This is a genomic window from Pseudomonas sp. FW305-E2 (genome assembly GCF_058782925.1).
This window is the reverse complement of the sequence record NZ_JBYSYE010000003.1, coordinates 30,001-53,457: the sequence shown is the minus strand read 5'-3', so window position 1 is coordinate 53,457 and position 23,457 is coordinate 30,001. Positions and strand designations below refer to the sequence as shown.

The following is a 23,457-nucleotide window of genomic DNA, read 5'->3' as shown; positions in this document are numbered from 1 at the left end:
TGCAAGGAGTCGCGATGTATTGCGCCAAAACCTTCCAACCCACCCTGCCAGCCGCGCTGCCGGCCAACGCATGTTTTGCCATTGTCGCCCCGGCGGGCGCGGCGCGGCTTGATGCGCAGAAGGTTAGCCAGTGGTTCGTTGACCGCGGCTACCGGTGCCGTATCTACCCGGGTGCCCTGCAGGCGCAGGGCTACCTGGCGGGGCCGGACCAGCAGCGCCTGCAGGACTTGCATGCAGCGTTTGCCGATCCGGCCATGGACGCCATTCTGTGCATGCGTGGGGGCTACGGCAGCATGCGCCTGCTTGACCAGCTCGACTTTGAACTGATCCGGCGCAACCCCAAGCCGCTGATCGGCTACAGCGACATCACCGCGCTGCATACGGCGATCTACCGGCATGCCGGGCTGCTGACCTTCCATGGGGGGATGCTCAATGCCGACCTGTTGGGGGCCAAGTTGCCACCGACCGAGTCGTCGTTGCTGGCGCAACTGGGTGGGCATGTGAGGGCAGGCGAGCAGGTCGCGCACCCGGCGGGCTTCGCATTGGACTGTGTGCTGCCGGGGGTGGCCAGCGGACCGCTGCTGGGTGGCAACCTGTCGATGCTGGGGGCGACCATGGGGACCCTTGCCGAGCTGGATACCCAGGGCTGCATCCTGTTCATCGAGGACGTCAACGAGCCGTTGTACAGGGTGGATCGGCTGCTGACCCAGTTACGCCTGGCAGGCAAGCTGGAGGGGATCAAAGGCGTGTTGGTGGGCGACTTTGCCGGGATTACCACAGCGGCGCTGACGCCGTTGCTGGAGGATACGTTTGCACCGTTGGGTGTGCCGGTGCTGGCGGGTTGGCGCAGCGGGCACTGCGACCCGAATGTCTGCTTGCCCCTGGGGGCTCGGGTGAGGCTGGACAGTGTTCAGCAAACACTGGTGCTGGAGCAGGATCTGTTCAGGGTGTGAGATTACCGGGGCCGCGCAGCGGCCCCGAAATGCTTACTGCTGCCGCAGGCTCTCAAGCAGCTTATGGGTCGGGTAGCCATCCGCCGGCCAGCCCAGCCCTTGCTGGGCATTGCGGATCGCCTTGCGGGTATTGGCCCCGATAATGCCATCGGCATTACCCGCATCATGCCCGCGGCTGTTCAACAGGTTCTGCAACTCCATGCGCTCGCTGCGGCTGAGCGGCAGGTCCTCTTTCGGCCAGCTGCCGGCAATGAAGCCCCAGCCGCTGAAGCGATCCCCGAGCAGGCTCACCGCCAGGGCATAGGACGACGAGTTGTTGTACTTGAGGATGGCGCGGAAGTTGTCCAGCACCAGGAACGCCGGGCCGCGTGCACCGGCCGGCAGCAGCAGGGCGGCAGACAGCTGGTTGCTACCTGGCGGCAGCTGGGTACCCGCTGGCAGTTTCACGCCCATCGCCAGCCATTCACTCACCGGTTTGCGCAGTGCACCATCGGCCTGCCAGAAGTCGAAGCCGGCCGGCACCTGTACCTCGAAGCCCCACGGTTGGCCGCGTTTCCAGCCCGAACTTTGCAGGTAGTGCGCTGTTGAGGCCAGGGCGTCTGGTGTGCTGTTCCAGATGTCGCGGCGGCCATCGCCGTCGAAGTCCACGGCATGGGTGTTGTAGGTGGTCGGGATGAACTGGGTCTGGCCCATGGCGCCGGCCCACGAGCCACGCATGGCTTCAGGCTGGATGTCTCCGTGCTGGATGATCTGCAGCGCGGCAATCAGCTGGTCCTGGGCGAACTGTGGGCGGCGGCCCTCATAGGCCAAAGTGGCCAGCGAGCGGATCACCGACTTGTTGCCCTGGAACTGGCCGAAGTTGCTTTCCATGCCCCACACCGCGACCAGCACCTGGCGGTCCACGCCATAGCGTTGCTCAAGGCGAGTCAGCAGCTCGGCGTTCTGCTCCAGCAGCTTTTTGCCGTTGCGCACACGCAGGGGCGACAGGGCGCCTTCGAGGTATTCCCACACCGGGCGGGTGAACTCTGGCTGGCTGCGGTCTGCTTTGATCACGTCCAGGTCGGGGGTGACACCGAGGAAGGCACGGTCGAAGGTGCTCGGCGAAATACCGGCTTGCAGTGCCTGCTCGCGGAAGCCTGCTTGCCATTGGGCGAAGGTTTGCAGGGGCTGGATGTCAGTGCTGACGTCGGGCGTTGCGCCGGGCACGGTCACCACGGGATTGGGTTGGGCAGGGGCCAGCGGCAGCGCGTCGGCGGCGGTGGGCTTTTCCGCACAGGCCACGAGCAGAATGAAGCTGGAGGCCGCGATCAGCTGGCGGGTTTCCCAGCGGGGGATAAGACGGAAGAGCATGCACAGATCCAGAGTTGCAGGTCAGGTGACGACCATATCATGCCTGCGCTTGCGATGCTTTCATGCAGCCAAAAAGTAGGAAGCCTCCCAATCTCTCGATTGGAAGGCTTCGCGGCGGTAGCTGCCTTTGCCCTTGTTCGGTTGTTCCTGGCGGCAGCGGAACAGTGGCTGGGCAACGATGGACTTGGCCTTGTTGGGGCCGTGCTTTTTCGGCTTTTTGCTCATGGTGGGCTTCCCGGGTTGGGTGAGTTTCGGGCGCACTGTAGGCCCCCCGAAGGGTGGGGGCCAATTGATTGTGTATATGGTCGAGGCGCTGGTGCCTATGTGTAGGAGCGGGTTTACCCGCGAATACGGTGGCGGCGGCAACGGTGAACGGTGGGTGGAGATTGATTAGCAGGTCCGGCCTCTTCGCGGGTAAACCCGCTCCTACCAGTGGCCGCAGTTACTCGGGAGGGAGGGCCAGGCGCTGGCCAGCCATCAACAGCGACAGCCGCGCCAGGCCAATCCACGGCGAACCTTCAGCCTGCCCTTTGATCTGCGCATCGATTCGCTGGGCATCCTGCAGCAATTGCGCCCAGCGTTGCGCCGAGAGGCGCTGCAGGGCTTTGCTGACCAGCGGTCGGCGTTTGTCCCAGATGGGCGGGCGGGCCTGGCTGAACGCCTTGTCCAATGGCACGCCTTGGCTGAACTGCTGGGCTAGCCCCGCCAGTTGGCGCAGCTCACGGGCCAAGGCCCAGAGGATGACTGGCGGCTCCACACCTTCACCGCGCAAGCCTTCGAGCATGCGCAGGGCATGCGCAGCCTCGCCGTTGAGAATGGCATCGACCAGGCCGAAGACATCGAAGCGAGCGCTGTCGGCGACGGCAGCCTGCACGGTTTCCACGGTGATCTGGCTGCCTTCGGCCAGTAGCTTGAGTTTTTCGATTTCCTGCGCGGCTGCCAGCAGGTTGCCTTCCACGCGCGCGGCAATCAGGTCGACGGCATCACGCTGGGCCGACAGGCCGGCCTGTTGCAGGCGCTGGTTGATCCACTGCGGGAGCTGGTGCACATCCACCGGCCAGATCTGGATGAACTGGCAATGGGCGCCTTCTATCAATGCCTTGCCCCACTTGGTCTTCTGCGCACTGCTGTCGAGCTTGGGCAGGCTGATCAGCAGCAGCGTGTCTTCGGCGGGGTTGGCGCAGTATTCCATCAGGGCGGCGGCACCCTTGTCACCGGGCTTGCCCGAGGGCAGGCGCAGTTCCAGTAGGCGACGCTGGGCGAACAGTGACAGGCTGGCACCGGCCTGGAGCAGGGTGCCCCAGTCGAAGTTGGCGTCGGCACTGAATACCTGGCGTTCATCGAAACCTTGCTGACGCGCGGCATTGCGGATGGCGTCGGCGGCTTCCTGGCACAGCAGCGGGTCGTCGCCGCTGACCACGTAGACCGGTGCCAAGGCGCCTTGCAGGTGCTTGTTGAGTTGGGCGGGGGCAAGTTTCATGGGGAACAGGTGGGGCGCCCGAGGGCGCCCCTCGCGGGCTTAGTTGCCCGGTACTTCCAGTGGCGATTGCTGAGGCGTCTCGGCTTGCTGGCGGCGGGCAGCCTCCAGCGCGGCAGCTTCGGCTTTGGCGCGCTCGTCGGCTTTACGCTGCAACTCATCCAGCTGGGATGGGGACAGCATTTGCAAACGTACGACCATGGCGTTGACCAGGTCGCGGCGCATTTCTTCGCGGGCGCGTTTGGCTTCCTGCTCGGAGCCGGTGATGTTCGAGCCGTCACGCACGTAGACCTTGCGCACCTCCAGCTTGTCGCTCATCAGCTCCAGGTTGTTCAGGCCCAGGATGCTGTAATCCAGCTTGGTGGTCAGCTCGTACTCGGCGGTACGGTTGCCGCTGTTGTAGGTAGCCGAGCGCTCGCGCTCCTGTTCGTTGGTCAGCACCAGGCGATACGGTGCGCCGGTGTGCACGTTGACGCCGCTACGTTCCAGCACTTCACGCAGCTGGACCACGGTCGGGCCATAGGCATTGCGCGCGCTGACGTCCATTTCCTTTACGCTCAGCTCGGTGGAGCCGGTGCCGCGCAGCTGGAAACCGCAGGCGCTGAGCATGACCGCCAGGCCGATTACCAGCAAATTGCGTTTGATCATGTTGTTGCTCCCTTTTGGGCCTGTTCCGCCCACCCGCAGCCAATGCGGGTGGGCGTTTTCATCAGTTGGCGACGATGTTGACCAGCTTGCCCGGTACCACGATGACCTTGCGGATGGTCAGGCCATCGATGAAGCGCAGGACATTCTCGTTGCTGCGGGCAGCGGCTTCGACTTCTTCGCGGCTGGCAGCAGCAGGCATCTCGACCTGGCCGCGCAGTTTACCGTTGACCTGAACCACCAAGGTAATGGAGTCCTGCACCAGCGCCTGTTCGTCGACGCTTGGCCAGGCGGCATCGATCACCGAGCCTGCGTGGCCCAGGTGCTGCCACAGCGCGTGAGAGATGTGCGGAGTGATCGGCGCCAACAGCAGGGTGACGGCTTCCAGGCCTTCCTGCAGCAGGGCGCGGTCCTGTTCGGTGGCTTGCGGGGCCTTTTCCAGCACGTTCATCACGGTCATCACCTGGGCGATGGCGGTATTGAACTTGTGGAACTGGCCCACATCGGTGCTGGCCTGCTTGATGGCCGCATGAATGGCGCGGCGGATGACCTTTTGCGCGTCGTCCAGGGCGGCAACATCCAGCTTGCCTGGCAGGCCCTGGCTGACGTGAGCCTGAGCCAGGCGCCAGACACGGCGCAGGAAGCGGCTGGCACCTTCGACGCCGGAGTCGGACCATTCCAGGCTCATGTCGGGCGGCGAGGCGAACATCATGAACAGGCGGCAGGTGTCGGCACCGTAGGCTTCGATCATGGACTGCGGGTCTACGCCGTTGTTTTTCGACTTCGACATCTTCTCGGTGCCACCGATTTCCACCGGCAGGCCGTCGGTCTTCAGGCGGGCGCCAATGATCTTGGCTTTGGCATCACGCTCGATTTCGACATCGGCCGGGTTGAACCAGTCCTTGCCGCCGTTGCTGGCAACGCGGTAGTAGGTCTCGGCGACCACCATGCCCTGGGTCAGCAGGTTCTTGAATGGCTCGTTCGAGGTGACCAGGCCTTCGTCACGCATCAGCTTGTGGAAGAAGCGCGCGTACAGCAGGTGCAGGATCGCGTGTTCGATACCACCGATGTACTGATCTACCGGCAGCCAGTGGTTGGCGGCTTTGGGGTCGACCAGGCCTTTGTCGTAGTTTGGCGAGGCGTAGCGGGCGAAGTACCAGGACGACTCGACGAAGGTGTCCATGGTGTCGGTTTCGCGCTTGGCCGCAGCACCGCATTTCGGGCAGCTGCATTCGTAGAATTCAGGCATGCGCGCCAGTGGCGAACCAGCGCCGTCCGGCACCACGTTCTCCGGCAGGGTGACCGGCAGCTGGTCTTCCGGCACCGGGACGTCGCCGCAGGACGGGCAGTGGATGATCGGGATCGGGCAGCCCCAGTAGCGCTGGCGGCTGATACCCCAGTCGCGCAGGCGGAACTGGGTACGCGATTTGCCCAGTTCCTTGCGGATCAGGGCCGCTTCGATGGCGTCGAAGGCACCAGCAAAGTCCAGGCCGTCGAACTCGGCGGAGTTGATCAGCTGGCCGTGCTCGCCATAGGCGGCCTGCCACTCGCTGCCGACTTCATCGCCAGCGCTGGTGCGCACCACAGCCTTGACTGGCAGGTTGTACTTGTGGGCGAACTCGAAGTCGCGCTCGTCGTGGGCCGGCACGGCCATGACCGCGCCATCACCGTAGTGCATCAGCACGTAGTTGGCGACCCATACTGGCAGCTTCTCGCCAGTCAGCGGGTGCTCGACCAGCAGGGAAGTGGCCATGCCTTTCTTCTCCTGGGTGGCCATGTCGGCTTCGGCAACGCTGCCGCTCTTGCACTCATCGATGAACGCCTGCAGCGCCGGGTTGCCCTGCGCAGCCTGGGTGGCCAGCGGGTGCTCGGCGGCGACGGCGACGTAGGTGGCGCCCATCAGCGTGTCCGGACGGGTGGTGAAGACCTTGAGGGTGCCTTCGTGGCCGATGCTGGCCTGATCGTACGGGAACTGGACTTCCATGCCGCGCGATTTGCCGATCCAGTTGCGCTGCATGGTCTTGACCTGCTCAGGCCAGCCCGGCAGTTCGTCGAGGCTCTCCAGCAGCTCGTCGGCGTAATCGGTGATGCGGAAGTAGTACATCGGGATTTCGCGCTTCTCGATCAGCGCGCCCGAACGCCAGCCACGGCCGTCGATGACTTGTTCGTTGGCCAGTACGGTCTGGTCCGCCGGGTCCCAGTTCACGGTACCGTTCTTGCGGTAGATGATGCCTTTTTCGAACAGGCGGGTGAACAGCCACTGCTCCCAACGGTAGTAGTCGGGTTTGCAGGTGGTGACTTCACGTGCCCAGTCGATGGCCAGGCCCAGGCTCTTGAGCTGGGTCTTCATGTAGTCGATGTTTTCGTACGTCCACTTGGCCGGGGCGACGTTGTTTTTCATCGCCGCGTTTTCCGCGGGCATGCCGAAAGCGTCCCAGCCCATCGGTTGCAGGACGTTCTTGCCCAGCATGCGCTGGTAGCGGGCAATCACGTCACCGATGGTGTAGTTGCGCACGTGGCCCATGTGTAGCTTGCCGCTCGGGTACGGGAACATCGATAGGCAATAGTAGGTGTCTTTGCCTGGCTGTTCGGTAACAGCGAACGATTGTTGCTCGTCCCAGAACTTCTGGGCGGCGGCTTCGATATCACGGGGCGTGTATTGTTCGTGCATGGCTACTTTTGGCTGAGAGAGAAGAGACCTTGTTCCAGGCAGCGGAACCTCGCTGCGTCCGGCACTCCGGTGTCGTTTAGAGTGAACGCCGTAGCATACAGCAGCGCCGCGCATCGTGGGAAACCTTCGTTGCGAATGGCCGCTGGTCGCGGCGCACGGCTGCTTTTTGCAGCGACGCTAAGCTCAGGTGTGGGGGGAGATATTCTTACCTTCAATGAGGTGAACGGATGGGAGAGACGCAGCTACCCGCAATCAGACCGGAGCTTTACGAGCGCCTGATCGACCGGCTTGGCCTGGCACTGGAAACGGCCAGGACCTCGGTGCGATTGCGCGACGAGATGCCAGCTGAGCTTGAGTTGCGTGGCCTGAGCCACGCGGAGTTCGAAGTGATCAAGGCCTACCTGGAATCCCTTCCGGAGCGCCACAATGCCGCTGTCGGCAGTTACCCACAAGCGGAGCCGACATCGGCCAAGATCATCTGGCTCAAGGACAAGAAACGCCCCGCCAGTACGGCGAGATCCAGGACGCTGCCACATCGCTAGCCGTTCAGGACGCCAGGCGCAGGCTATCGCGCGCCGGTTCTTCACTATCACACAACTCAAGATCGACGCCGGTACGCACTTGTTGACCGGCGTCGATCCTTCTAGGCTGCACGCCTGCCAAGGAGGTGTGGCCGATGCCGATCCGATTCTTCATCAAACAATGGCTGATGCCGCCGGGCGTGCTGTTTTTGCTGCTGCTTGCGGCATGGTGGCTGCGTACGCGGCGGCCACGGTTGGCGGCGCTTTGCTTTAGCGTAGGGCTGGGTGGCCTGTGGTTGATGAGCCTGCCGCTGGTGGTGCAGGAAACCGCCCGTGTGCTGGAAAGTGAGCCGCCGCTGGCCGTGAGCGACTGGGCCGGCCTGGCGAACCGGGCGGATGCCATTGTGGTGCTGGGCGCCGGGCGCGAGCGCGGGGACCCGGCCTGGGGTGGCAGTGACCAGCCCACGGCCACGGCACTGGAACGTATGCGCTTTGCCGCGCGGCTGGCCAAGGCCTCGGGCCTGCCAGTGTTGACCAGTGGTGGGTTGCATTACGGCACGCCGCCCAGCGAGGCTAGGCTGATGGCGGAACGCCTGCATGAAGATTTCGCGGTCGAGGTGAAATGGCGCGAAGAGGCCAGCCGCACGACCTGGGAAAACGCTCAGCTCACGGCCAAGGTGCTGCAGCCTTTGGGGTTTCGCCGGGTGGTGCTGGTGACCCAGGCCTGGCACATGCAGCGCTCACGCTGGAGTTTTGAAATGGCGGGGTTCGAGGTGGTGCCGGCGCCAGTGGGGTTCCTTGGGCGCGATCATGCGCGGCCGTTTGGCGGTCTGCTGCCAGAGAGCCGGGCGATGTGGCAGAGCGGGCAGTTGTTCAATGAAGTGGTGGGGTTGGTGGGGTATCGGGTGTTCTACTGATTTACCGGCTTACATAATCCCCTGTAGGAGCGGGCTTGCCCGCGAAAGGGCCTGCCCTGCCGGCCAATCTCCACCCGCCGTTCACCGTTGCCGCGACTACCGTATTCGCGGGTAAACCCGCTCCTACAGTGGCCGCGTATCGCCAATCAGACGGTTTTTGCAATACGCCCTGCCAGCAACGCCCACCCCAGCAGCAATGCACAGACAATTGCCAGCGGCCATGAGCGCCATTGCAGGTAAGGCGTCAGCTGCTGCATCGGCACCACCTCGCCATACAGCACGGCCTGCTGGAACTGCGGAACCTGCGTGGTAATGCGGCCAAACGGGTCGATCAGCGCGGTCACGCCGTTGTTGGTGGCGCGGATCATCCAGCGGCCGGCTTCCAGCGCGCGCATCTGCGCCATCTGCAGGTGCTGCAAGGGGCCGATCGATTTGCCGAACCAGGTGTCGTTGCTGATGGTCAGCAGCAGGTCGCTACGCGCAGCCAGGCCGGCGGCGAATTCGGGGTAGACCACCTCGTAGCAGATGTAAGGCGCAATCTGGTAGCCCTTGGCCTGCAGCAGCGGCTGATCTTCCGGGCCGCGGGCGAAGTCCGACATGGGCAGGTTGAAGAACTCGATGGCCCCACGCAGCACGTCTTGCAGCGGCACATACTCGCCAAATGGCACCAGCTTCTGCTTGAGGTAGGTGCCATCGCCTTCGCCAGTGACGGTGATGCCGTTGTAGTAGCGGCGCTGGTGGTGCACTTCTTCACGCACCGGCACGCCCGTGATCAGTGCCGAATGGCGCTCGGCAGCGAAGCGGCCCATCACGTCGATGTAGCCCTGGGCCTGGTCCTTGAGCACCGGAACGGCGGTTTCCGGCCACACCAGCAGGTCCACCGGCCTGGAACTGAAGCTCAGGTCGCGGTATAGCGCCAGTTGCGCGTCGATGTGCGCGGGGTCCCATTTCAGGTCCTGCTCGACGTTGCCCTGGATCGCTGCCACTTTCAGCGGCTCGCCTGCCGGAATGGTCCAGGCATGGCCCTTGAGCGCCAGGCCCAGCCCCCAGGGGGCCAGCAACAGCACACTGGCCACGGCCAGAAACGAGGGGCGGGTGCGCAGGCGGTGCAGGTTGCACAGCAGGGCGGCGGTGAGGGCGAGGGTGAAGGAAATCAGCCAGACGCCGCCCAGCGGCGCAAGGCCGGCCAACGGGCCGTCCAGTTGGCTATAGCCGGCGTAGAGCCAGGGGAAGCCGGTCAGGAACCAGCCGCGGAAGGCCTCTTGCAGTAACCAGAGGGCGGCGAAGCACAAGGCGTCGGCCAGTGGTGCTTCGTTGCGGCGTAGCCAGCGCGCCCATAGCCAGGTGGGCAGGGCGAAGAACCAGGCCAGTGCGGCGAAGAACGCCAGCAGCAACACGATTGCCAACAGCGGCGAGGCGCCGCCGTAGGTGTTCATGCTGACGTAGATCCACCAGGTGCCGGCGCCATACAGGCCGAACCCAAACCACCAGCCACGCCACATGGCCTGGCGCGGGCTGAGCTCGCGCAGGCCAAGGTAGAGCACTGCGATGGACAGCACCGCCAACGGCCAGATGTCGAACGGCGCCAGGGCCAGGAGGGTGGAAGCACCGGCCGCCAGGGCCAGCAGGTTACCGGGCCAGCCGGGGCGGGTGATCCAACGCATGTTTGTCCTTAACGGGTGATCGGGGTCAGGCGCAGCAAGTGTATCCGCCGGCTGTCGGCGTTGAGAATACGGAACTTGTAAGACCCGATCTCAGTGGTTTCGTTGCGCTTGGGCAGGTGGCCAAAGGCGCTCATCACCAGGCCGCCGACCGTGTCGAACTCGTCATCGGAGAACTCGCTGTCGAAGAACTCGTTGAAGTTCTCGATCGGGGTAAGCGCTTTGACCAGGAAATCACCGCTGGGCAGTGGTTTGATGTAGCTGTCTTCCTCGACGTCGTGCTCGTCTTCGATATCGCCGACGATCTGTTCCAGCACGTCCTCGATGGTGACCAGGCCCGCCACGCCGCCATATTCGTCGATGACGATGGCCATGTGGTTGTGGTTGGCGCGGAATTCACGCAGCAACACGTTCAGGCGCTTGGACTCGGGTACGAAGGTGGCCGGGCGCAGCAGGTCCTTGATGTTGAAGCTGTCGCCGTTCTCCTTGAGGATCAACGGCAGCAAGTCTTTGGCGAGCAGGATCCCGAGCACATCGTCATGGCTTTCGCCGATTACCGGGTAGCGCGAGTGCGCGGCGTCGATCACCGCCGGCAGGAACTCGCGAGGCGACTGGCCGGCCTTGATGCTGTTCATCTGCGAGCGCGGCACCATGATGTCGCGAACCTGCAGGTCGGCGACCTGAATGGCGCCTTCGACGATGGTCAGCGCTTCGCTGTCCAGCAATTTGTTCTGATGGGCTTCGCGCAGCAGCTCAAGCAGCTCCTGGCGGTTTTTCGGCTCATGGGCAAAAGCCTGGGTCAGTTTACCCAGCCAGGACTTCTGCCCGTTGCTCGATCGATCTTCGCTCATGGCGGTTCTCGTGATCCTTCGTGTATCAGTGTGTGATTGAGTCGGTTTCATCATCGGCATACGGGTCAGGGTGACCCAGTTCTGCCAGCAATTCCCGTTCCAGGCTTTCCATTTCCTCAGCCTCCTCATCTTCGATGTGGTCATAGCCGAGCAAGTGCAGGCAACCGTGGATGACCAGGTGCGCCCAGTGCGCTTCCAGCGATTTGCCTTGTTCGGCCGCTTCGCGCTCGACCACCGCTACACAGATGACCAGGTCGCCCAGCAGCGGGATATCGAGCAGCTCATCGGGCACATCGGCCGGGAACGACAACACATTGGTCGCGTAGTCCTTGTGCCGGTAGGTATGGTTCAGCTCCCGGCCTTCGGCTTCGTCGACCAGGCGAATGGTCATTTCCGAGTCGGCGCTGCGCTGGCGCAACGCCAATTCACACCAGCGGCGCAAGGCGGCGTCTTCTGGCGTGGCAGCATCCGTGGCCCGTTGGATATCAAGTTCAAGCATCTTTGCCGGGCGCCTCGGGCTTGGACTGGCGGGCTTCGAAGCGGTCGTAGGCTTCGACGATACGCTGAACCAGTGGGTGACGAACCACATCCTTGGGTTGGAAATGGGTAAAGCTGATCCCCGGAACGTCCTTCAGCACCTCGATGACGTGCGCCAGGCCCGACTTGGTGCCACGGGGCAGGTCGACCTGGGTGATGTCACCGGTGATCACCGCGGTAGAGCCGAAGCCGATGCGGGTCAGGAACATCTTCATCTGCTCGAGCGTGGTGTTCTGGCTTTCGTCGAGGATGATGAAGCTGTTGTTCAGGGTGCGGCCACGCATGTAGGCCAGAGGGGCGATTTCGATCACCTGGCGTTCGATCAGCTTGGCCACGTGTTCGAAGCCAAGCATTTCGTACAGGGCGTCGTACAGCGGGCGCAGGTACGGGTCGATTTTCTGTGCCAGGTCGCCGGGCAGGAAACCGAGCTTTTCACCCGCCTCGACCGCCGGGCGCACCAGCAGGATGCGGCGCACCTGTTCGCGCTCCAGCGCGTCCACGGCGCAGGCTACGGCCAGGTAGGTCTTGCCGGTACCGGCCGGGCCGATGCCGAAATTGATGTCGTTGGCCAGGATTTCCTTGACGTAGCGCTGTTGGTTGAGCCCGCGCGGGCGGATATTGCCCTTGCGCGTGCGCAGCGACACGCTGACCTCGTTGACGGCCGGGTTGTCGATGTTTTCGACAGCCGACTCCTGCAGGTACAGGTGCACGGTTTCCGGTGACAGGTCGGTGGCCTTGGTCTCGCGATAGAGACGGCGCAGCAGCTGTTCGGCAGCGGAGGTGGTCCTGGGTTCGCCGATCAGTTCGAACTGATTGCCGCGGTTGCGGATCTCGATGGCCAGGCGCTGTTCGATCAGGCGCAGGTGCTCGTCGAACTGGCCGCACAAGTTGGCGAAACGGTGGGCCTCGAAGGGTTCGAGGATGAAACGATGGGGTTCTATGGGTGCGTTCAAGGTCGTTTTTAGCCGCTCGACGGCAATGGAGTTGAACTCAAGAATAACCCTTGAATGGCAGTGGCGAAAGCACTGAAACGTTCAACGGTATGTACGGGCTGTTCTGGCCTCCCCGCGGGTCAATCCACTCCGGCAAGGCCGGTGGGGATCCTATGCGCGGGTTCACCCGTGAACAGGCCAGAACAGGTATCATGCCCACCTTTTCTTACGCATGTGTTATCTGGTCGAACATGAGCAAACGCGAACCCGCCATCTATAAAGTGATCTTCCTGAACCAGGGCCAGGTCTTCGAGATGTACGCCAAGCAGATCTACCAGAGTGACCTGTGGGGCTTTCTGGAAATCGAGGAGTTCGTGTTCGGCGAGCGCTCGCAACTGGTAGTGGACCCGAGTGAGGAGAAGCTCAAGAGCCAGTTCGACGGAGTGGTCCGCAGTTTCGTGCCGATGCACTCGATTGTGCGCATCGATGAGGTGGAGCGCCTGGGCACGGCGAAGATCAGCGAGGCCAAGGGCGGCGGCAATGTGATGCCGTTCCCGATGCCAATGCCGGAAAAGTGACCTTCAGGGAAGCGGCGAGAACGGCGTGCGCCCTTCGGCGTTCTGCAGTTCGAGCAGGTACTTGCGGAAAATCTGGCCGAGCACCTGGGTGGCATGCTCCAGTTCGTCACGGGGCATTTGCTCGGTCACTTCGTCGGCCATGTCCAGCGCATCTTCGGCGCCGTTGACCGCAGCCATTTTCAGCAGGATGTAGGCCTGCACGTTGTTGGCCTTGACCCCTTCGCCATGGAAGAACATGGCACCCAGGCGGTATTGGGCGTCGGCTTGGCCTTGCAGCGATGCCTTCTGGAACCAGTCCAGGGCTTTGCCCAGGTTTTTTGGCGTTTGCGTGTAGTAATACTCGCCCAGTTCGAATTGCGCCTGGGCATCCCCCGCAGTCGCCGTCTGCTCGCAGGCCTTGAGGGCGTTTGCCAGGTCTTCAGGCTGAACGTTCAAGGTGCAGCGGCCCGTCGCCGGAATCAGCAACGAGTTACCGCCCTCCGCCAGGGCCAGCAGGGGCTGAAGAAGCAACAGGCAGCCCAGGGTCAGGGCGCGGCCGGTGCGGTTCATGGGGATCGACTTACCTCTGCAAAGCTGCGGCCAATGTCTCTGGTGGCACATTATGGGATAAGCAGCGCCAACCTTACAAAGTTTTACTCGAATTTCTGCTTGGTTGGGGAAGTCAGCTGATTGTGCGTGCGTATTTATTGCCTGTGCCGGCCTCTTCGCGGGTGAACCCGCGCCTACAAGGGGGCGTCGCTTTCATGAGTGTAGGCGTGGGTTTGCTCGCGAAGAGGCCGGTACAGGCTGGCCATCACTTCAGGGCAGCAAAGGCTTTCTCAGCCGCATCCAGGGTGATCTGCAGCTCCTTGTCGCCATGGGCGATGGAGGTGAAGCCCGCCTCGAATGCGCTCGGTGCCAGGTACACGCCACCGTCGAGCATCAGGTGGAAGAAGCGCTTGAAGCGCTCGGCATCGCTGGCCATCACGTCTTCGAAGGTGACGATATCGTCGGCGCCGCTGAAGTACAGGCCGAACATGGCACCGGCCTGGGTGGTGACGAATGGCACGCCAGCGGCATCGGCGCGTTGCTGCAGGCCGTCAAGCATGCGGCTGGTGTAGTCGGTCAGCTCGGCGTGGAAACCTGGGCGGCTGATCAGCTTGAGGGTGGTCAGGCCGGCGGCCATGGCCAGCGGATTGCCCGACAGGGTGCCGGCCTGGTAGACCGGGCCGAGCGGGGCGATGCAGCCCATGATTTCACGCTTGCCGCCGAAACAGCCGACCGGCATGCCGCCACCGACGATCTTGCCGAAGGTCGACAGGTCCGGCGTGATGCCGTAATGGCCCTGGGCGCCGCCTAGCGAGACGCGGAAACCGGTCATCACTTCGTCGAAGATCAGCACCACGCCATGCTTGTCGCATTGCTCGCGCAGGCCCTCGAGGAAACCCGGTGCCGGTGGTACGCAGTTCATGTTGCCGGCCACTGGCTCCACGATGATGCAGGCCACGGTCTGGCCAACTTCGGCCAGGGTCTTCTCGACGGCGGCGATGTCGTTGAACGGCAGGGTCAGGGTGTGCTTGGCGAAGTCCGCTGGCACGCCTGCCGAACTTGGCACGCCTTGGGTCAGCAAGCCGGAGCCGGCTTTTACCAGCAGGCTGTCGGAGTGGCCGTGGTAGCAGCCTTCGAACTTGATGATGGCATCACGGCCAGTGTAGCCACGTGCCAGTCGGATGGCACTCATGGTGGCTTCAGTGCCCGAGCTGACCATGCGCACCATTTCCATCGACGGGACGATCGAGCAGACCAGGTCGGCCATCTCGGTTTCCATGGCGGTCGGCGCGCCGTAGGACAGGCCATGCTCCAGCTGCTTGCGTACCGAGTCCAGCACGTCCGGGTGGCCGTGGCCGAGAATCATCGGGCCCCAGGAGCCGACGTAGTCGACGTAGCGTTTGTCGTCCTCGTCAACGACATAGGCGCCTTCGGCATGCTTGAAGAACAGCGGCGTGCCGCCAACGCTCTTGAAAGCGCGGACTGGCGAGTTGACACCGCCAGGGATGTGCTTCTGGGCTTGGGCGAACAGGGCTTCGGAACGGGACATGGCAGTATCTCTCGAATCAGGATGCGAACAAGGCGTTGAAGGCGCGGGCGCGGCGGGTGACTTCCTGCGCGCTGTCGGCACCGAACAAGCCGTGGATCACCGCCAGCAGGTCGGCACCGTGGGCGACCAGCGGGGCGGCGTTGTCGAGGGTGATGCCACCGATCACGGCGATCGGCAGTTTCACCTGGGCGCGGGCCTGCTCAAGCAGGCCGACATTGGCAGCGGGCGCGCCCGGCTTGGTGACAGAATTGAAAAAGCGGCCAAAGGCCACGTAGCTGGCGCCTTCGCTGGCAGCCTGGGCGGCCAGTTCGAGGCTGGCGTGGCAGGTGGAACCGATGATTGCCTGACGGCCGAGCAGTGCGCGGGCCGGGGTCAGCGGGCCGTCGGTCTGGCCCAGGTGCACGCCGACACCCAGGCGGGCGGCCAGTTCGGCGTCATCGTTGATCAGCAACTGGGTGCCGTAACGCTCGCAGAGCTTCATCAGCCCTTCGGCTTCACGCAGGCGGCGCGCTGCATCGTCGCTCTTGTCGCGGTACTGCAGCAGGCACACGCCGCCTTCCAGGGCCGCCTCGACATGGGACAGGAAACGGCCGGCGAGCAGCTGGCTGTCGGTGATGGCGTACAGACCGCGTAGCTTCATTGAAGGCCTCGTATCAGGAGCAGAAGTCCAGGGGCAGGCGGCGCGGCACGTACTGGCCCTTGCCCAGTTGCTCGGCGTCACGCAGGGTGCGCCAGGTGTAGTCCAGGGCGGTGCGCACGGCGCTTTCCAGCTGCTCGCCGAGCGCCAGGCGGCCGGCCAAGGCGCTGGCCAGGGTGCAGCCCGAGCCGTGGTAGCTGCCTGGCAGGCGCTGGCACGTCCAGGTGAAGTGCTGGCCGTCCTGGGTGTACAGGCGGTTGTGGATTTCGTCTTCGTCGCCGTGACCGCCGGTAATCAGCAGGTGTCTACAGAACGGCAACAGTTTCTCGGCACATTCGTCAGCGCTGCCTTCGGGCAGTTCGGCGAGGATGCGTGCTTCGGGCAGGTTCGGCGTGGCGATGGTCGCCAGCGGCAGCAGGCGTTCGCGCAGGGCATAGCCCACTTCGTCCTTGCCCAGGCGGCCACCGCCACCGGCACGCAGCACCGGGTCGCAGACCAGCGGCAGGTGGGGGTGGGCGGCCAGCAGTTCGGCGACGGTGTCGACCATCTCGATCGAGCCGAGCATGCCCAACTTGACGGCGGCCACCGTGGAGTCGGCCAGCACGGCGTTGGCCTGGGCCAGCACCCACTCGCGGTCGAGCACGCGGAAGTCGGAAACGTTGACGGTATCCTGCACGGTCAGGGCGGTCACTGCAGGTGCAGCGTGGCAGCCTTGGGCGATCAGGGCTTCGATATCTGCCTGCAAGCCGGCGCCGCCACTGGGGTCGTGGCCGGAGAGACAGAGGACAACGGGGCGGGAGCTGTAGGTATTCATGGTCGGCGAGCTTACCACCAAACCTGTTTGGGCGGATCGTCCGACAAACGAGTTTTACTGATCGATCGGTCAGGTTGCTGATTGGTTTTCTTTTGAAAGCATTGATTTAGAGCCTTTTCTTTGTGTTTTTATGTGGCCGATTGCCAGGTTGTGAGGCTATGCTAGAGTGCTCGGATAACTCGACAAACGGGTGCTGCAGGATCACGTCGTCTCAAACGGATGGGAGGCTACCGCGACGCGACCGGGCAGGCCATGCTGGGGCTGTATGCGCTATTTGCTGATTGTGCTTATGGGTTTGCTGCCCGTGCTGGCCGGAGCGGTCGATTTCGACGACGCTACCCGGTATCTCCCACTGGGCAAGGCCATGCAGGTTTATGAAGACCCCGATGGCAATGCCAGCATCGCTCAGGTCAGTGCCCCCGGGTTTGCCAAATACTTTCAGCCCCACCGTGAGGATGTGCTGAACGCCGGTTACTCCACCTCGGTGTTCTGGCTCAAGGTCGAGCTGCGCCCCGTTGCCGTGCCCAGCGCAGCCCCGCGGCAATGGCTGCTGGAGCTGGCCTACCCGCCGCTGGATCACCTCGAACTGTATTTGCCTGACAGCAGCGGCTTGTACCGCCTGGCGCAGCGCACGGGCGATGCCTTGCCCTACGACAGCCGACAGATCCGGCAGAACAACTACTTGTTCGAACTGCAACTGCCACCTGGCAAGGTGACCACCGCGTACCTGCGACTGCAAAGCCAGGGTTCGGTGCAAGCGCCGCTGGCACTATGGTCCCCTGACGCCTATCTGGAAGAGCAGCCCACGCGCCTGTATGTGCTGGGGATGATCTACGGCGTGTTGCTGGTGATGCTGGTGTACAACCTGTTCATCTACCTCAGCGTGCGTGACGTCAGCTACCTCTATTACATCCTTTACATCGCTTCGTTCGGCCTTTACCAGGTCTCGGTGAATGGCGCCGGTGTAGCCTATTTCTGGCCAGACAGCCCTTGGTGGGCGAATGCCTCCACGCCTTTGTTCATCGGTGCAGCCGGCCTGTTCGGTTGCCAGTTCGCCCGGCACTTCCTGCAATTGGGCAGCATCAGCCGTGGTTTCGACCGCCTGTTGCAACTGCTGATGCTGGGTGGCGCGCTGGTCATGGTACTGGCGGTGAGCATGCCCTACGGCATTGCGCTGCGCATGGCCACGCTGCTGGCGCTGCTGTTCACCATAAGCGTTTTCAGCGCCGGCCTTTATGCCTGGTGGCGCGGCTTTCGAGTGGCGCGCTGGTTCATCATCGCCTGGACGGCGTTCCTGCTTGGTGGTCTGGTCAACACCTTGATGGTGCTGGGCTACCTGCCGAACGTGTTCATCACCATGTATGCCAGCCAGCTCGGTTCGGCCTTGGAAGTGGCTTTGCTGTCGCTGGCGCTGGCCGACCGCATCAACAGCCTGCGCGAGCAGCAGGCACAGACCTTGCGCGACACTGGGCGTACGCTGGAGCAACTGAACCTGCAACTGGCCAGGAGCAATCGTCTGAAGGACGAGTTCCTGGCCAGCGTGACGCATGAACTGCGCACCCCGATGAATGGGGTGATTGGCTCGCTCGAGCTGATGCACACCCTACCGATGGGGGCTGAAATGGCTCAGTACCATCACACGGCAGTGGGGTCTGCCCAAGGCATGATGGATATGGTCGATGCCATTCTTACCCTGTCCGAATTGCAGGCCGGCCGCCTGCGGGCGCAGCCGGCACCGTTCAGCCTGCGCGCCCTGTTGCAAGGCTTGCGCGCCGGTTATGCCGGGCAGGCGCTGGGCAAAGGCTTGTACCTGAGCCTGGATATTCCGGCCGACCTGCCGGACGGGTTGCTCGGTGACGGGCAGAAACTGGCGCACTGCCTGGGTTGCCTGGTGGACAACGGTTTGAAGTTCACCCATCAGGGCGGTGTGATGATCCAGGTGCGCGGCCGCCGGGTGGGGCCGGATGATCTGGCGTTGACCTTTACCGTCAGCGACAGCGGTATCGGTTTCGATGATCTGGAGCAGTCGACCCTGTACCAGCGGTTCTTCCAGGTCGACGGTTCGATGACCCGGCGGTATGGCGGTTTGGGGATTGGGTTGTCGATTTGCCGGCAGATGGGAGAGTTGCTGGGGGCCAGATTGGCGCATGAATCGACGCGCGGGTTGGGCAGCCGCTTCGAGTTGAGTTTGAATGTGGCGATTTCGCAGGTGCAGATGAGCCCGAACCTGCTGCAGGTGCGGCGCTCGCTGTAGCGCACAGCCTGTAGGCGCGGGCTTGCCCGCGAAAGGGCCGCGCCTGCTGGCCAGTTTCCACCCGCCGTTCACCGTTGCCGCCACCACCGTATTCGCGGGTAAACCCGCTCCTAAACATGCACAGGTCGTTGTAGGAGCGGGTTCACCCGCGAAAGGGCCGGGTCTGCTGGCCGATATCCAGCCGCCGTTCACCGTTGCCGCCGCCACCGTATTCGCGGGTAAACCCGCTCCTACGCGCGCGCACGCCTGCAACCACACGTTTAGTCATTAATACCCCTTTGACTACCCCGCAAGCAGTGCTTCACTGGGTCTTTCAAGCCTACCCGGATCCAGGAGCCCCCCGATGAGCCTGCACCAGTACGCTGAAACCCACGAAGTCACCAACCAGCCGCCGCCGCTCGACGGTGCCAACCTGTACCGCCTCGACCTGCCATTGCAAGAATGGTCAAGGCGTTTTGGCGCGGGCTGGGCCGAGTCGCGGATCGACGCCTATGGTGCCCTGGCCGGCGGCCCGCTGATGCAGGCAGGCTTCCTGGCCAACGCGCACAAACCCGAGTTCAGCAGCCACGACCGCTATGGCCATCGCATCGACCTGGTCGAGTTCCACCCGGCCTACCATGAGCTGATGCGTACCGCCGTCGAACATGGCCTGCCGTCTTTGCCATGGGCCGAGCCCCGTGCTGGCGCCCATGTTGCACGGGCTTCGATGACCTACCTGCACAGCCAGGCCGAGGCCGGCACCGGCTGCCCGCTGACCATGACCTTTGCCGCCGTGCCGGCATTGCGCCTGCAGCCTGAGCTGGCTGAATACTGGCTGCCAAAGGTCCTTGCCTGCGAATATGACCCGCGCAACATTGGCGACCGGCACAAGGCCGGGGTCACCCTGGGCATGGCCATGACCGAAAAGCAGGGCGGCACCGATGTGCGCGCCAACACTACCCGAGCCTATCCGGTCGGTGCGCCAGGCCCGGGGCAGGCTTATGAGCTGGTTGGCCACAAGTGGTTCTGCTCGGCGCCGATGTGCGACGCTTTCCTGACCTTGGCACAAACCGAAAAAGGCCTGAGCTGCTTCCTGCTGCCGCGCCATCGCCCCGATGACAACCGCAACCAGTTCTATATCCAGCGTCTGAAGAACAAGCTGGGCAACAGCTCCAATGCCTCCAGCGAGGTGGAGTTCCGCGGTGCGCTGGCGTGGATGATTGGCGAAGAGGGCCGCGGCGTGCCGACCATCATCGAGATGGTCGCCATGACCCGGTTCGACTGCATGGTCGGCTCCAGCGCACTGATGCGCCAGGCGTTGACGCAGGCGGCCCACCATTGCGCGCATCGCAAGGTCGGCGGGCGGGTGCTGAACGAGCAGCCATTGATGCAGAACGTGCTGGCCGACCTGGCCCTGGAAAGCGAGGCTGCGCTTGCCCTGAGCTTGCGCATGGGCCAGGCGCTGGAGCAACTGGACGACCCGCAGCAGGCGCATTTCGCCCGGCTGGTCACGGCGGTGGGCAAGTACTGGATCTGCAAACGTGCGCCGGCCATGATCAACGAGGCCGCCGAATGCCTGGGTGGCGCGGGTTATGTGGAAGACAGCATTCTGCCACGGCTGTACCGCGAGGCACCGGTCAACTCGACCTGGGAGGGCTCGGGCAACGTGCAGTGCCTGGATGTGCTGCGGGCCTTGTCCAAGGAGCCGGGCGTACTCGATGCACTGTTTGTCGAGCTGGGTGACGGGCATGGCGACCCGCGCCTGGCGGCGCATATCGGCAACCTCAAGGGTGCGTTTGCCGACACCGGTGACATGCAGTACCGCGCGCGGCAACTGACCGAGGATATTGCCCTGGCATTGCAGGCCAAGCTGCTGCTGGAGGCGGGGAATACAGAGGTCAGTGATGCGTTTATCGGCAGCCGCTTGGCCGGTGGTGGCCGGGTGTACGGGGCGCTGCCTCGAGGTGTGGATGTGGCGGCATTGGTATCAAGGGCTACACCAGCCTGGCCGCTGTAGCAGCGGGCTTGCCCGCGAATGCACCCAACACCGATCAATGGGGGTGTATTTAACCAAGAAGGCAGGCAAGATGGATCACATGCATGTCCAGACAGGAAGCACAGTGTGAGCCACGCTTTTGTAGTCGTTGATACCCCCGAACAGGCCGTCGACCGTCTGGCGGCCTTGCATGAACAGGCCACAGGTGCCCTGAGTCAGGCCCTGAAGCGTTACCTGAAGGACCGTACCGAGCCCGATACCGATGAGCGCGACCTGTTCCGCTACCCGGCACTGCGCCTGACCTACTATAGCCATGGCGAAGTCGCCGCCACCACCCGCGCTTATGCCAAGGTCCAGGTTGCCGGCACCTACAGCGTCACCGTCACTCAGCCCGCTGCGTTCCGTGGCTACCTGCTGGAGCAACTGCGCCCGCTGATGCATGACTACACCGTTACGGTAGAAGTCGGCGTCAGCGAGCAGAACATCCCTTACCCCTATGTGGTCGACCAGGGCGACGAATTGGCTGGCAGCGGCATTACCGCTGCGCAGTTGGCGCGGGTGTTCCCCAGCACCGACCTGTCGGCGGCCACCGACAACATCGCTGATGGCCTGTACGACTGGGACCATGCTGAAATCATGCCACTGGCATTGTTCGATGCCGCGCGGGTCGACTTCTCGCTGCGCCGCCTGGTGCACTACACCGGCAGCGACTGGCGCCATGTACAGCCGTGGATCCTGCTGACCAACTACCACCGCTATGTCGACCAGTTCATCAGCCATGGCCTGGAACAGCTGCGTGACGACTCGCGCTTCGTGCGTATGGTGCTGCCGGGCAACGTCGTGATCGAAAAGGGCATGGACCATGGCGAAACCCAGGCTCTGGTGGCCAGCGTGGTCTGGCACCGCTTCCAGATGCCGGCCTACCACCTGATCGCCGCCGACGGCAATGGCGTTACCTTGGTCAACATTGGTGTCGGCCCGTCCAACGCCAAGAACATCACCGATCACCTGGCCGTGCTGCGCCCGCATTGCTGGCTGATGATCGGCCACTGCGGCGGCCTGCGGCAGTCGCAAACCATCGGCGACTACGTGCTGGCACACGCCTATATGCGCCGTGACGGCATTCTCGACCGGGTCGTGCCGCCGAATATCCCGATCCCGGCCCTGGCCGAAGTACAGATGGCCTTGCAGGAGGCCGCCGCTCAGGTCACTGGCGAGCGTGGCGAGCAGTTGAAAAAGCGCCTGCGCACCGGCACGGTGCTGACCTACGACGACCGCAATTGGGAGCTGCGCTGGGCCCAGGAACGCCCGCTGATCAACCTGTCGCGTGCCGTGGCGGTGGACATGGAAAGCGGCACCATTGCTGCCCAGGGCTACCGTTTGCGCGTGCCTTACGGCACCTTGCTGTGTGTGTCCGACAAGCCGCTGCACAGCGAGATCAAACTGCCAGGTTCGGCCAACGCCTTCTACAACCGGGCGGTCAGCCAGCACCTGAAGATCGGCATTGCCGCCCTCGACCTGCTGCGCACCGAGCTGAACTCGCTGCACTCGCGTAAACTGCGCAGCTTCGATGAGCCGCCGTTCCGCTGAGGATTCATGTCACTGCCACCCCGTAACAAGCCGCGCCGCCCCCAGGCGCGGGCGGCCCCCCGCCCGGCGCGCCCTGCCGCCGGCCCACGTCGCCAGGCCAAGGCGCCACCTGCCGAGCCTCGCCTGATCCTGTTCAACAAACCGTTCGACGTGCTGACCCAGTTCAGCGACGGTGAAGGGCGCGCGACGCTCAAGGACTTCATCGACATCCCGGGCGTGTACCCGGCCGGGCGGCTGGACCGTGACAGTGAAGGCTTGCTGTTGCTGACCAACGATGGCGGGTTGCAGGCGCGGATTGCCGACCCGAAGCACAAGCTGGCCAAGACCTACTGGGTCCAGGTGGAAGGCGAACCGAGTGACGAGCAGTTGCAGCGTTTGCGCGATGGTGTGGCGCTGAATGATGGGCCGACCTTGCCGGCTGAGGCGCGGCGCCTGGAAGAACCCGAGCTGTGGCCGCGTAACCCGCCGGTACGCTTTCGCAAGAGCGTGCCGACCAGCTGGCTGGAGCTGGTGATTCGCGAAGGGCGTAACCGTCAGGTGCGGCGGATGACGGCAGCAGTGGGCTTGCCGACCTTGCGCCTGGTGCGCGTGCGCATTGGTGACTGGGCGCTGGATGGGCTGGGGCAGGGTTGCTGGCGGGAGGTCCCTGCCAAGCTTTAGTTCAGGTCAGGGCCTGTTGGCGGGCACGCCCGCTCCCACAGGGACGGTGCAGTACTTGAAGGCTGCGCCCAACCTGTGGGAGCGGGCGTGCCCGCGAATGGCCCTGAAATGTTTTATACGCCTTCCAGAAAGCCCACCACCACGCTTTTGATGATGAAGGCCAGCACCCCCAGGCCCAGTACGAAGAACAGGATCAGCGTCCCGAACTTACCCGCCTTTGACTTTTTTGCCAGGTCCCAGACGATGAAGCCCATGAAACCGATCAGCACGGTGACCAGAATGATCATCATCCATTCTTCGAATACGGCGGGATCCATCGGTGTTCTCCAGGCGGGTTGAGCGTCCGATTATACGTCG

The 23,457-nt window shown here is 63.5% G+C and carries 23 protein-coding genes; 8 read left to right on the top strand and 15 right to left on the bottom strand.

Going from position 1 to position 23,457, the window contains the following annotated elements; translation table 11 throughout:
• The first annotated feature begins 14 nt into the window (after positions 1-14).
• Positions 15-953: a S66 peptidase family protein gene (locus tag AC3WLP_RS04145; protein ID WP_088513259.1), complete on the top strand. Its 939-nt coding sequence runs from the start codon at positions 15-17 to the stop codon at positions 951-953.
• 33 nt (positions 954-986) lie between these two features.
• Here the strand turns inward: AC3WLP_RS04145 and AC3WLP_RS04140 are convergent, their stop codons facing one another.
• The 5 genes from AC3WLP_RS04140 to leuS all read right to left on the bottom strand — a co-directional run bounded on the left by AC3WLP_RS04140 (position 987) and on the right by leuS (position 7,096).
• A complete protein-coding gene (locus AC3WLP_RS04140) occupies positions 987-2,303 on the bottom strand; it encodes a lytic murein transglycosylase (protein WP_003249746.1) in 1,317 nt (438 codons plus the stop codon).
• Between the two features lie 60 nt (positions 2,304-2,363).
• Positions 2,364-2,528 (bottom strand): alternative ribosome rescue factor ArfA, encoded by a 165-nt coding sequence (arfA, locus tag AC3WLP_RS04135; RefSeq protein WP_003249747.1) that lies wholly within the window; start codon positions 2,526-2,528, stop codon positions 2,364-2,366.
• Between the two features lie 217 nt (positions 2,529-2,745).
• On the bottom strand, positions 2,746-3,783 hold the full coding sequence (gene holA / locus AC3WLP_RS04130; RefSeq protein WP_003249749.1) for a DNA polymerase III subunit delta: 1,038 nt from the start codon (positions 3,781-3,783) through the stop codon (positions 2,746-2,748).
• A gap of 39 nt (positions 3,784-3,822) precedes the next feature.
• Complete coding sequence (locus AC3WLP_RS04125) at positions 3,823-4,428, bottom strand: LPS-assembly lipoprotein LptE (protein ID WP_012053804.1); 606 nt, start codon at positions 4,426-4,428, stop codon at positions 3,823-3,825.
• Positions 4,429-4,489: 61 nt separating this feature from the next.
• Complete coding sequence (gene leuS / locus AC3WLP_RS04120; protein WP_004576918.1) at positions 4,490-7,096, bottom strand: leucine--tRNA ligase; 2,607 nt, start codon at positions 7,094-7,096, stop codon at positions 4,490-4,492.
• A gap of 227 nt (positions 7,097-7,323) precedes the next feature.
• On the opposite strand from leuS, the gene AC3WLP_RS04115 reads away from it, so the two are divergent.
• Both AC3WLP_RS04115 and AC3WLP_RS04110 read left to right on the top strand, forming a co-directional pair.
• Positions 7,324-7,638 (top strand): hypothetical protein, encoded by a 315-nt coding sequence (locus AC3WLP_RS04115; RefSeq protein WP_012053802.1) that lies wholly within the window; start codon positions 7,324-7,326, stop codon positions 7,636-7,638.
• Between the two features lie 134 nt (positions 7,639-7,772).
• Positions 7,773-8,534, top strand: coding sequence for a YdcF family protein (locus AC3WLP_RS04110; RefSeq protein WP_012053801.1), 762 nt, complete (start codon positions 7,773-7,775; stop codon positions 8,532-8,534).
• 146 nt (positions 8,535-8,680) lie between these two features.
• Here AC3WLP_RS04110 and lnt read toward each other — a convergent pair whose 3' ends face one another.
• The 4 genes from lnt to AC3WLP_RS04090 are packed head-to-tail and all read right to left on the bottom strand — an operon-like array spanning position 8,681 to position 12,536.
• Positions 8,681-10,198, bottom strand: coding sequence for an apolipoprotein N-acyltransferase (lnt, locus tag AC3WLP_RS04105; protein ID WP_003249759.1), 1,518 nt, complete (start codon positions 10,196-10,198; stop codon positions 8,681-8,683).
• 8 nt (positions 10,199-10,206) lie between these two features.
• Entirely contained in the window at positions 10,207-11,046 is an 840-nt protein-coding gene (locus AC3WLP_RS04100) for a CorC family transporter (RefSeq protein WP_003249762.1), read from the bottom strand.
• A gap of 25 nt (positions 11,047-11,071) precedes the next feature.
• Complete coding sequence (ybeY, locus tag AC3WLP_RS04095) at positions 11,072-11,545, bottom strand: rRNA maturation RNase YbeY (protein ID WP_003249763.1); 474 nt, start codon at positions 11,543-11,545, stop codon at positions 11,072-11,074.
• Entirely contained in the window at positions 11,538-12,536 is a 999-nt protein-coding gene (locus tag AC3WLP_RS04090; RefSeq protein WP_004576915.1) for a PhoH family protein, read from the bottom strand. The genes ybeY and AC3WLP_RS04090 overlap by 8 nt, the downstream gene beginning before the upstream one ends.
• Positions 12,537-12,766: 230 nt before the next feature.
• Here AC3WLP_RS04090 and AC3WLP_RS04085 point away from each other — a divergent pair, with 230 nt between their 5' ends.
• Positions 12,767-13,093: a DUF1820 family protein gene (locus AC3WLP_RS04085; protein WP_003249769.1), complete on the top strand. Its 327-nt coding sequence runs from the start codon at positions 12,767-12,769 to the stop codon at positions 13,091-13,093.
• Between the two features lie 3 nt (positions 13,094-13,096).
• On the opposite strand, the gene AC3WLP_RS04080 is transcribed toward AC3WLP_RS04085, so the two are convergent.
• The 4 genes from AC3WLP_RS04080 to AC3WLP_RS04065 all read right to left on the bottom strand — a co-directional run bounded on the left by AC3WLP_RS04080 (position 13,097) and on the right by AC3WLP_RS04065 (position 16,621).
• Positions 13,097-13,642 carry a tetratricopeptide repeat protein gene (locus AC3WLP_RS04080; protein WP_004576914.1) on the bottom strand — a complete coding sequence of 182 codons (546 nt, stop codon included), beginning with the start codon at positions 13,640-13,642 and terminating at the stop codon, positions 13,097-13,099.
• Between the two features lie 244 nt (positions 13,643-13,886).
• The gene (hemL, locus tag AC3WLP_RS04075) at positions 13,887-15,170 is read right to left on the bottom strand and encodes a glutamate-1-semialdehyde 2,1-aminomutase (RefSeq protein WP_012053798.1); all 1,284 of its coding nucleotides are present in this window, start codon (positions 15,168-15,170) and stop codon (positions 13,887-13,889) included.
• Between the two features lie 16 nt (positions 15,171-15,186).
• On the bottom strand, positions 15,187-15,810 hold the full coding sequence (thiE, locus tag AC3WLP_RS04070; protein WP_004576913.1) for a thiamine phosphate synthase: 624 nt from the start codon (positions 15,808-15,810) through the stop codon (positions 15,187-15,189).
• A gap of 13 nt (positions 15,811-15,823) precedes the next feature.
• A complete protein-coding gene (locus AC3WLP_RS04065; protein ID WP_003249777.1) occupies positions 15,824-16,621 on the bottom strand; it encodes a hydroxymethylpyrimidine/phosphomethylpyrimidine kinase in 798 nt (265 codons plus the stop codon).
• A 265-nt stretch (positions 16,622-16,886) separates the two neighbouring features.
• Here AC3WLP_RS04065 and AC3WLP_RS04060 point away from each other — a divergent pair, with 265 nt between their 5' ends.
• On the top strand, positions 16,887-18,875 hold the full coding sequence (locus AC3WLP_RS04060) for a sensor histidine kinase (protein ID WP_088513257.1): 1,989 nt from the start codon (positions 16,887-16,889) through the stop codon (positions 18,873-18,875).
• A gap of 142 nt (positions 18,876-19,017) precedes the next feature.
• On the opposite strand, the gene AC3WLP_RS04055 is transcribed toward AC3WLP_RS04060, so the two are convergent.
• A complete protein-coding gene (locus AC3WLP_RS04055) occupies positions 19,018-19,143 on the bottom strand; it encodes a diguanylate phosphodiesterase (protein ID WP_196250024.1) in 126 nt (41 codons plus the stop codon).
• Between the two features lie 75 nt (positions 19,144-19,218).
• On the opposite strand from AC3WLP_RS04055, the gene AC3WLP_RS04050 reads away from it, so the two are divergent.
• The 3 genes from AC3WLP_RS04050 to AC3WLP_RS04040 all read left to right on the top strand — a co-directional run bounded on the left by AC3WLP_RS04050 (position 19,219) and on the right by AC3WLP_RS04040 (position 23,100).
• Positions 19,219-20,871, top strand: coding sequence for an acyl-CoA dehydrogenase family protein (locus AC3WLP_RS04050; RefSeq protein WP_088513256.1), 1,653 nt, complete (start codon positions 19,219-19,221; stop codon positions 20,869-20,871).
• Positions 20,872-20,976: 105 nt separating this feature from the next.
• Positions 20,977-22,440 carry an AMP nucleosidase gene (gene amn / locus AC3WLP_RS04045; protein ID WP_003249782.1) on the top strand — a complete coding sequence of 488 codons (1,464 nt, stop codon included), beginning with the start codon at positions 20,977-20,979 and terminating at the stop codon, positions 22,438-22,440.
• Between the two features lie 6 nt (positions 22,441-22,446).
• On the top strand, positions 22,447-23,100 hold the full coding sequence (locus tag AC3WLP_RS04040; protein ID WP_492576056.1) for a pseudouridine synthase: 654 nt from the start codon (positions 22,447-22,449) through the stop codon (positions 23,098-23,100).
• A 113-nt stretch (positions 23,101-23,213) separates the two neighbouring features.
• Here the strand turns inward: AC3WLP_RS04040 and AC3WLP_RS04035 are convergent, their stop codons facing one another.
• Positions 23,214-23,417, bottom strand: a complete 204-nt coding sequence (locus AC3WLP_RS04035) for a DUF2788 domain-containing protein (RefSeq protein WP_003249787.1) — start codon at positions 23,415-23,417, stop codon at positions 23,214-23,216.
• Positions 23,418-23,457 lie beyond the last annotated feature (40 nt).